Consider the following 6,922-nt stretch of genomic DNA (forward strand, 5'->3'; position numbering starts at 1 on the left):
AGCGGCGGGCGGCGGGTGCCTAGCGGAACATCCGGGTGACCAGGGTCAGGCCGGCGGCGGTGGCCACCGCGATCGCCGCGGCCAACGGCCACGGGCTGCCGACCAGCGCGTGCAGCAGGATCAGCAGCGGGCCGACCGCCACCGCCTGGATCGCCAGCGCCAGCACCCGGTCGGTGCGCCGCAGTTCCGGCAGGACCTCGTGGCGCAGCCCCGGCACCCGCGCGGCGAGCCGCCAGAGGGCGAACCCGACCGCGACCGCCACCAGCACCGCGACGAACCGGGAGAGCCCGCCGGCCACCGCGACCAGGAGACTGCCGACCAGCGTCCAGGCGCCACCCAGCAGGACGAGCCGGCGGATCCCCTCCTCGACCGGCAGGGCCTCGGCCCGTACCGGGTCGACGATGGCCAGCTCGGAGACCCGCTCCAGGGCCTCGGCCCAGCGTCGCCGCTCCAACCGGAGCACGCCCGGTTCGCCCGCCGCCTCGGCCAGGGCCGGGTCCAGGCGCAGCGCCTCCCGGTAGGCGCGCTCGGCCAGGTCGAACAGCTGCAACCGGGCCGAGACCAACGCGAGCACCAGATGCGCCTGCGGTTCGTCGGGGGCCAGCTCGACCGCGCGCCACGCGGCGTCGAGCGCCTGCTGGCCGTTGCGCGCCTCGGCCAGGATCCCGGCGCCGGCCCGCTGCGCGTACGCGTCCGCCGGACCGCCGGTGAGGATCCGGTCGGCGGTCGCCGCCGCCTCGCCGTACCGGCCCAGGTCGACCAGAGCGAGAGCCCGGACGACCAGGGGTCCGGCCGCGTCGGGCGCGGCGGCCGAGGCGGAGTCGGCGGCGGCCAGCGCCTCGACGGGTCGCCCCGCCGCCAGGTGCAGCCGGGCCAGCAGGGTCAGCGCCGGCCCACCAGCCGTCGGCACCGGCTCACCGGCCGGGGCCAGCTCCTCGACGGCCTCGTCGTACCGACCCAGCTCGGCGAGGAGTTGGGCGCGGTTGAACCGGCCGTCCGCGTCGTCGTCGCCGGTCACGGCCGGGCCGCCGGGTCGTCGTACACCAGGGCGACGGCGATGCCGGCCAGCCCCTCACCGCGCCCGGTGAAGCCGAGCCCGTCGCTGGTGGCGGCGGTGACGGTCACCGGGGCGCCGACCGCCGCGGAGAGCACCCGCTGGGCCTCCGCACGGCGCGGCCCGATCTTCGGGCGGTTCCCCACCACCTGCACCGAGACGTTACCGATCGCGAAGCCCGCCGCCCGAACCCGTCGGGCCGACTCGGCCAGCAGCGCCAAACCGGACGCCCCCGCCCACTCCGGCTGGTCGACACCGAAGTTCGCGCCCAGGTCACCGAGCCCGGCGGCGGAGAGCAGGGCGTTGCAGGCGGCGTGCGCCACCACGTCGGCGTCGGAGTGACCGGCCAGGCCGTCCTCTCCCGGCCAGTGCAGGCCGGCCAGCCAGCAGGGCCGGCCGGCCGCGAAGGCGTGGATGTCGGTACCCACGGCCACCCGAGGAACGATCATGGCCACGAGGGTACGCGCCGGTCGTGCCCGACGCCGGTGCCGCCCGCCGTCACCGGCCGCTGGCCAGCAGGTGTTCGGCCAGCGCCAGGTCGAACGGGCGGGTGATCTTCAGCGCGTACTCCGAGCCGGGTACGCAACGGACCGCGACGCCCAGCTTCTCGACCAGCCCGGCGTCGTCGGTCAACGGATCGCCGGCTGCGGCGTGCGCGGCGGTCAGCACGCCGCGCCGGAAACCCTGCGGGGTCTGCACCGCGCGTAACGCAGCCCGGTCGACCGTGCCGAGGACCACCTCACCGGCCCCGACCTCCTTGATCGTGTCGACCACGGGTAGGACCGGGATCACCGCGTCGTCGCCGGAACGGACCGCCGCGGCGACCAACTCGACCAGCTCGGGCGGGGTCAGCGCCCGGGCCGCGTCGTGCACGAGCACGATCTGCGGCTCCGGCGGGACGGCTGCCAGGGCGGCCGCCACCGAGGCCTGCCGCTCGGCGCCGCCCGGCACCACCGTGACCGGTGCCACCGGGGCCAGCAGCTCCCGTACCGCCGCCATCCCGGCCGGCGGGGCGGCCACCACGATGGTGTGCACCGACGGCGCCGCCGCGACCCGGCGTACGGCGTGCACCAGCAGCGGCTCGCCGCCGAGCAGCCGCAGCGCCTTGGGTGCGCCGGGTCCGAGGCGTACCCCGGCACCGGCCGCAGGAACGAGGACCGCGACGTCACCGCGCGGATTGAGCTGCGCGGTCACGTCGCGGTCCTCGGATTTGTTCGCTGCGGGGTGGGTACGACGATGCCGTGAGGTCAGGCCTCGGTCAGAACCTTGTCGAGCAACGTCTCCGCCTCGTCCTTGGTGCTCTTCTCGGCCAGCGCGACCTCGCCGACGAGAATGTCGCGGGCCTTGGCGAGCATGCGCTTCTCACCCGCGGACAGGCCCCGCTCCCGCTCCCGACGCCACAGGTCCCGCACGACCTCGGCGACCTTCAGCGGGTTGCCGGAGGCAAGCTTCTCCAGATTCGCCTTGTAACGCCGCGACCAGTTGGTCGGCTCCTCGGTGTGCGGTGCGCGGAGCACGTCGAAGACCTTCCCGAGGCCCTCTTCGCCGACCACCTCGCGCACACCCACGATCTCGGCGTTCTCGGCGGGCACCCGGACCGTCAGGTCACCCTGGGCGACCCTCAGGACGAGGTACTGCTTCGGCTCGCCCTTGATGACCCGAGTCTCGATTGCCTCAATGAGTGCGGCCCCGTGGTGGGGGTAAACAACGGTCTCGCCGACACTGAAAACCATAGGTTCGAAACCCCTTTCGCTGTGTCTAGGGTAACACGCTCAGGCACCGATGTCCCACCGCTGTCCTGACCGTTGGCGCAGCTCAGGGGCCCTGTGAGAGGTATTTCTTCAGCTTGACAGGCGGTCAAACCGATGGTTTGCACACACTCCGTGACCAACAGATGACACCCCGGTACGGGTGATCGGAGCGTGGATTTCTGAGGCTGTGCGCTCCTCCCATGATATCCCGCCGCCGGCTCGCCCGCCCAGGTCTGGCGGGATGAGGGCCGGTGCGGGACGCTGGAGACACCTGCCGTCGTTCGCGAACCGCTTCCCCCGGGGGTCCGATGGGCACGCCTGACGCAGAAGGCCACCGACCGCCCGACGGGCTGCCCGACCTGCCACCGCACTGGGGTCGGGTGGTCATCCCGGACGACGCCTCGGCGCTGGCCGGGGAGGCCGCCCAACTCCGCCGGGAACTGCGCCGCCAGGGCAACCGAAACCACCGACCGGGACCGGGCCTCCGCCCGCCGGGACGCCACCCGTTCGCCCTGCCCGAGCTCGTGCTGCTGGTCGCGCTCCTCACCACCGTTGCCGCCCTGGCAGCCGTCATCTGGCCCCGGTCGGCGCGCGACCCCGACCGGCCCGGCGAGCCGCCGACCGCGTCGTCCACCCCGCCCGACCTGACCGGGCGACCGCTGCCGGCGCTCGACCTGGTCGACGCCGAGCAGTCACCGGTGCCGCTGCGTCGGCTGCTCCCCGCGGTGATCATCCTGGTGGACGCGTGCACCTGCGCCGAGCAGGTGGCCGCCGCGGCTACCGCCGCCCCAGCCGGTGTCACGGTGGTGACCGTCACCGGCGACCGTAGCGTCGACCCCGCCGCCTCTAACGACAGCCAGGCCCTCGCCGATCCCGCCGGTGGCCTGCGCGCCGCCCTGCGCCTCGCCCCGACCCCCGGCACCGCCCCCGCGCTGCTGGTCGACCGGACCGGCACGGTCACCCGGGTCCTGCCCGACCTGCGCTCGACCGGCGACTACCACACCGACCTCGCCCGGCTGGCCAGCTGACCATCCCGGACCAGGCGGCCAGCCGACGTCCGGCCGGTCCCCTCACCCGTCCCGCTCAGCCACGGTCGAGCAGGGCCGCGTAGAGAGTCAGCCCCGGCCCGAAGGCGAGCATCACCACCCGCCGGGGCGGCACGGCGGCGCGCGCCAGCCGGTCCAGGATCAGCAGCACCGTCGGGGACGAGCAGTTGCCGTGCTCGGCCAGCACCCCCCGGGAGGCCGCCAACGCCGCCGGCGGCAGGGCCAACTCGCGCTCGACCACGTTGAGGATGCGCGGGCCGCCCGGGTGGACGGCCCAACCGTCCACCTCGGCGACGCTCGCGCCGTGCCGGGCCAACAGGTCGTCCACCAGCGCGCGGACGTGCGCCGAGAGCACCTGCGGGACCTTCGGCGACAGACCCATCCGGAAACCGGTGTCGGTGACGTCCCAGGTCATGTGATCGGCGGTGGAGGTGTCGGTGACCGAGCTGACCTCCCGGATCCGCCAGCCGGGGCCAGCCGGTCCGGTCGGGGCCGGCAGCAGCACCGCGGCGACCGCGGCGTCGGAGAAGAGCGCGTGCGAGACGATCTGCTGGGTGTCCATCCTGGCCGTCGCCGGCTGGATGTGCAGGCTGGTCAGCTCGGTGCAGAGCAGCATCGCCGGCCGCCCCCGCGCGGTGACGAAATCGCCCGCCGCGCCCAGCCCCGGCAGCGCCGCGTAACAGCCCATGTGGCCCACGAACATCCGCTGCGTGTCCGGGGCCATGCCCAGGTCCCGGGCGAGCAGGATGTCCAGCCCCGGGGTGGCGTACCCGGTGCAGGAGCAGACCACGAACAACCCCACGTCGCCGGCGTCGAGGCCGGCGGCGGTCAACGCCCGCCCCACCGCCTCCTTACCCAACGGCAGCGCCTCCACCTGGTAGCGCCGCATCCGGCGCTCGGTCGGCCAGTCGGAGACGTCCTCCAGCAGGGGGTTCACCGCCGCCTGCCGCCGGTCCACCCCGGAGTTGGCGAAGATCCGTTCGGCCAGCGCGCGGGTGGCGCCCGAGAAGTGCCGGGAGAAGAAGCCCTCCCACAACTCGTCCTGCCGGGCGGCCGGCGGTTGCGCCGTACCGAGACCCGCGATCACTGGCACGGCCATGTCCCCACCTCTCGTCCGGTTCTGCCTGCCCGAGCTACCAACGAGGCGCCGATCCGTCCCGGTCCGGGTCACCGCCGAGCGCCGCCACCCCGAGCCAGTCGGCGCACACGTCCGAGGTGGCCGGGTGCAGCGAGCCGCAGCGGGCGTCCCGGTAGAGCCGTTCCAGCGGATGGCCCCGTCGGGTGGCCGACGTGCCGGCCGCCTCCAACACCGACGCGGCCACCTCGGCCGCCGTCGTGCCGGCCAGCAGCTTCGCCCGCCACACCCAGCGGTTGGTCTCGGCGTCCCCCGGGGCCTCGTCCACCCGGCGGGCCGCCTCCGCCACGACCAGTCCGGCCGCGGCCACCGCCGCGTCCGCCCGACCGAGCCGGGCCCGCACCGCCGGCAGGCCGGCCAGCCCACGCGCGTTCAGGTGTTCGGCGGCGGCGTCCAACGCCGCCCGCGCCACTCCCACGTAGACGGCGGCGTAGCTCGCCACCAACCAGTGCGGCATCAGCTGGGCGACCACCAGGGCCAGCCCCTCCACCCCGCCGAGCAGCCGATCGGCCGGCACGGTCACGTCCAGGTGCAGGTCGTGCGAGGCGGTGGCCCGCATGCCGAGCGAGTCCCAGGTCGGCTCGACGGTCAACCCGGCACCGGCCGGCACGAGGAACTGGGACACCACCGACTGGTCGGTGGCGCTGCGGGCGGCCACCAGATAGCCGTCGGCGTGCCCCGCCCCGGAACAGAAGGTCTTCGCACCCTTGAGGTGCCAGCCGCCGTCGACCGGCTCGTACACGGTGCTGAGCTGCGACAACCGGGCACCCGCGCCGCGTTCGCTCATCGCGACCGCGTACCAGGAGCCATCGGCCGCCGCGCGCAGCAGCCGGTCCCGGGCGATTAGCGCCTCCTCCGGTACGCCCAACGCCTCGGCCAACTCCTCGGTGACCGCCCCCAGCGCCCCGGTGACCGAGGCGTGCATGTTGAACACCAACGCGGTGGCGCCGTTGCCCCGGGCCAGCTCGGTGGCGACCGCCGTGTACTGCGCGAACGTCGCGCCCGCGCCACCCAGCCCGGGCGGGACCATCAGGCCGAACAACCCCGCCTCGCGCAGGTCGGCGAAGTCCTCCACCGGGAACGAGCCGTCCTCGTCGTGCCGGGCCGCCCGCGCGGCGAACCGCGGCGCCAACCGGCGGGCCGCCTCCAGCGCGTGCACCGTCATGTCGCCCCCTTCTGTGGCTTCTCCCTCTACCCCCGTCCGGGCCCGGTCACCCGTGCCGGACGCCACGCCCCTGGTAGAGCACGGCAGTGGACCAGGTCGGTTTGATCCGGGGTTCCCGGTCGAGCCGCCCGACCGTGCCGCCGCGCCACCGCCGCAACAACCAGGCCGCCGTGTCGGACAGACTGGGCCGGACGCCGCGTACGCGCAGGTGGACGCCGTGCCGGGCGGCCTCGACGACCAGTTGCCGAGCATCCACGAACAACCGTGGATCGTGGATGCCCCGGGGCACCGTGGGCAGCCGCTCCCCGATCTCCACCGCGACCAGCCGGGCCAACGCGGTGTCGTTGAGGGTGTCCACCACCAGCAGCCCGCCGGGACGCAGCAGCCGGCACGCCTCGGCGACCGCGCGCCGCCAGTCCGGTACGTGTTCCAGCACCTCCCCGGCGGCCACCACGTCGGCGCAGCCGTCGGCCAGCGGCACCGCGGTGGCGTCCCCGACGAGCACGGTCACCCCGTGGTCGGCGGCCTGGTCCAGAGCCGAACGGGTCAGGTCGACCCCGACGTGCCGGTAGCCCTTGCCAGCCAGGTGTGGGGCCATCAGCCCGGCACCACAACCCAGGTCGACCAGGAGAGCGTCGGGACGGGACGCGGGCGGCACCAGCGCGGCCCGCGCCCGGGCCAGCCAGTGCAGCATGGCGAACGCGCCGTCCGGTCGCCACCACTCGCCGGCCAGGTCGTCGTACTGGCGGGGGTCGTTGCGGGGCAGGAGGC

The 6,922-nt window shown here is 74.8% G+C and carries 8 protein-coding genes; 1 reads left to right on the forward strand and 7 read right to left on the reverse strand.

The genetic code is table 11. From position 1 onward, the window contains the following. Positions 1-19 precede the first annotated feature (19 nt). Genes E1166_RS07565 through E1166_RS07580 form a run of 4 tightly spaced genes read right to left on the reverse strand, consistent with a single transcriptional unit; the run spans position 20 to position 2,787 of the window. Entirely contained in the window at positions 20-1,018 is a 999-nt protein-coding gene (locus E1166_RS07565; protein WP_132336987.1) for a tetratricopeptide repeat protein, read from the reverse strand. After that, positions 1,015-1,503, reverse strand: coding sequence for a 2-C-methyl-D-erythritol 2,4-cyclodiphosphate synthase (gene ispF / locus E1166_RS07570; RefSeq protein ID WP_132336989.1), 489 nt, complete (start codon positions 1,501-1,503; stop codon positions 1,015-1,017). The genes E1166_RS07565 and ispF overlap by 4 nt, the downstream gene beginning before the upstream one ends. Before the next feature lie 49 nt (positions 1,504-1,552). After that, positions 1,553-2,248, reverse strand: coding sequence for a 2-C-methyl-D-erythritol 4-phosphate cytidylyltransferase (gene ispD / locus E1166_RS07575; protein ID WP_132336991.1), 696 nt, complete (start codon positions 2,246-2,248; stop codon positions 1,553-1,555). 53 nt (positions 2,249-2,301) lie between these two features. Continuing rightward, a complete protein-coding gene (locus E1166_RS07580; RefSeq protein WP_007073334.1) occupies positions 2,302-2,787 on the reverse strand; it encodes a CarD family transcriptional regulator in 486 nt (161 codons plus the stop codon). Positions 2,788-3,113: 326 nt separating this feature from the next. Between E1166_RS07580 and E1166_RS07585 the strand changes: the two genes are divergently transcribed. Then, positions 3,114-3,833, forward strand: coding sequence for a hypothetical protein (locus E1166_RS07585; RefSeq protein ID WP_132336993.1), 720 nt, complete (start codon positions 3,114-3,116; stop codon positions 3,831-3,833). Positions 3,834-3,888: 55 nt separating this feature from the next. Here E1166_RS07585 and E1166_RS07590 read toward each other — a convergent pair whose 3' ends face one another. From E1166_RS07590 to E1166_RS07600, 3 genes are read right to left on the reverse strand one after another with little or no spacing between them, the layout of a single operon-like run. Beyond that, on the reverse strand, positions 3,889-4,950 hold the full coding sequence (locus tag E1166_RS07590; protein WP_132336995.1) for a 3-oxoacyl-[acyl-carrier-protein] synthase III C-terminal domain-containing protein: 1,062 nt from the start codon (positions 4,948-4,950) through the stop codon (positions 3,889-3,891). 34 nt (positions 4,951-4,984) lie between these two features. Further along, a complete protein-coding gene (locus E1166_RS07595) occupies positions 4,985-6,151 on the reverse strand; it encodes an acyl-CoA dehydrogenase family protein (protein WP_132336997.1) in 1,167 nt (388 codons plus the stop codon). A gap of 46 nt (positions 6,152-6,197) precedes the next feature. After that, a complete protein-coding gene (locus E1166_RS07600; RefSeq protein WP_243706498.1) occupies positions 6,198-6,917 on the reverse strand; it encodes a methyltransferase domain-containing protein in 720 nt (239 codons plus the stop codon). Positions 6,918-6,922 lie beyond the last annotated feature (5 nt).

The sequence above is a fragment of the Micromonospora sp. KC213 genome, from assembly GCF_004348325.1.
Classification (GTDB): Bacteria; Actinomycetota; Actinomycetes; order Mycobacteriales; family Micromonosporaceae; genus Micromonospora.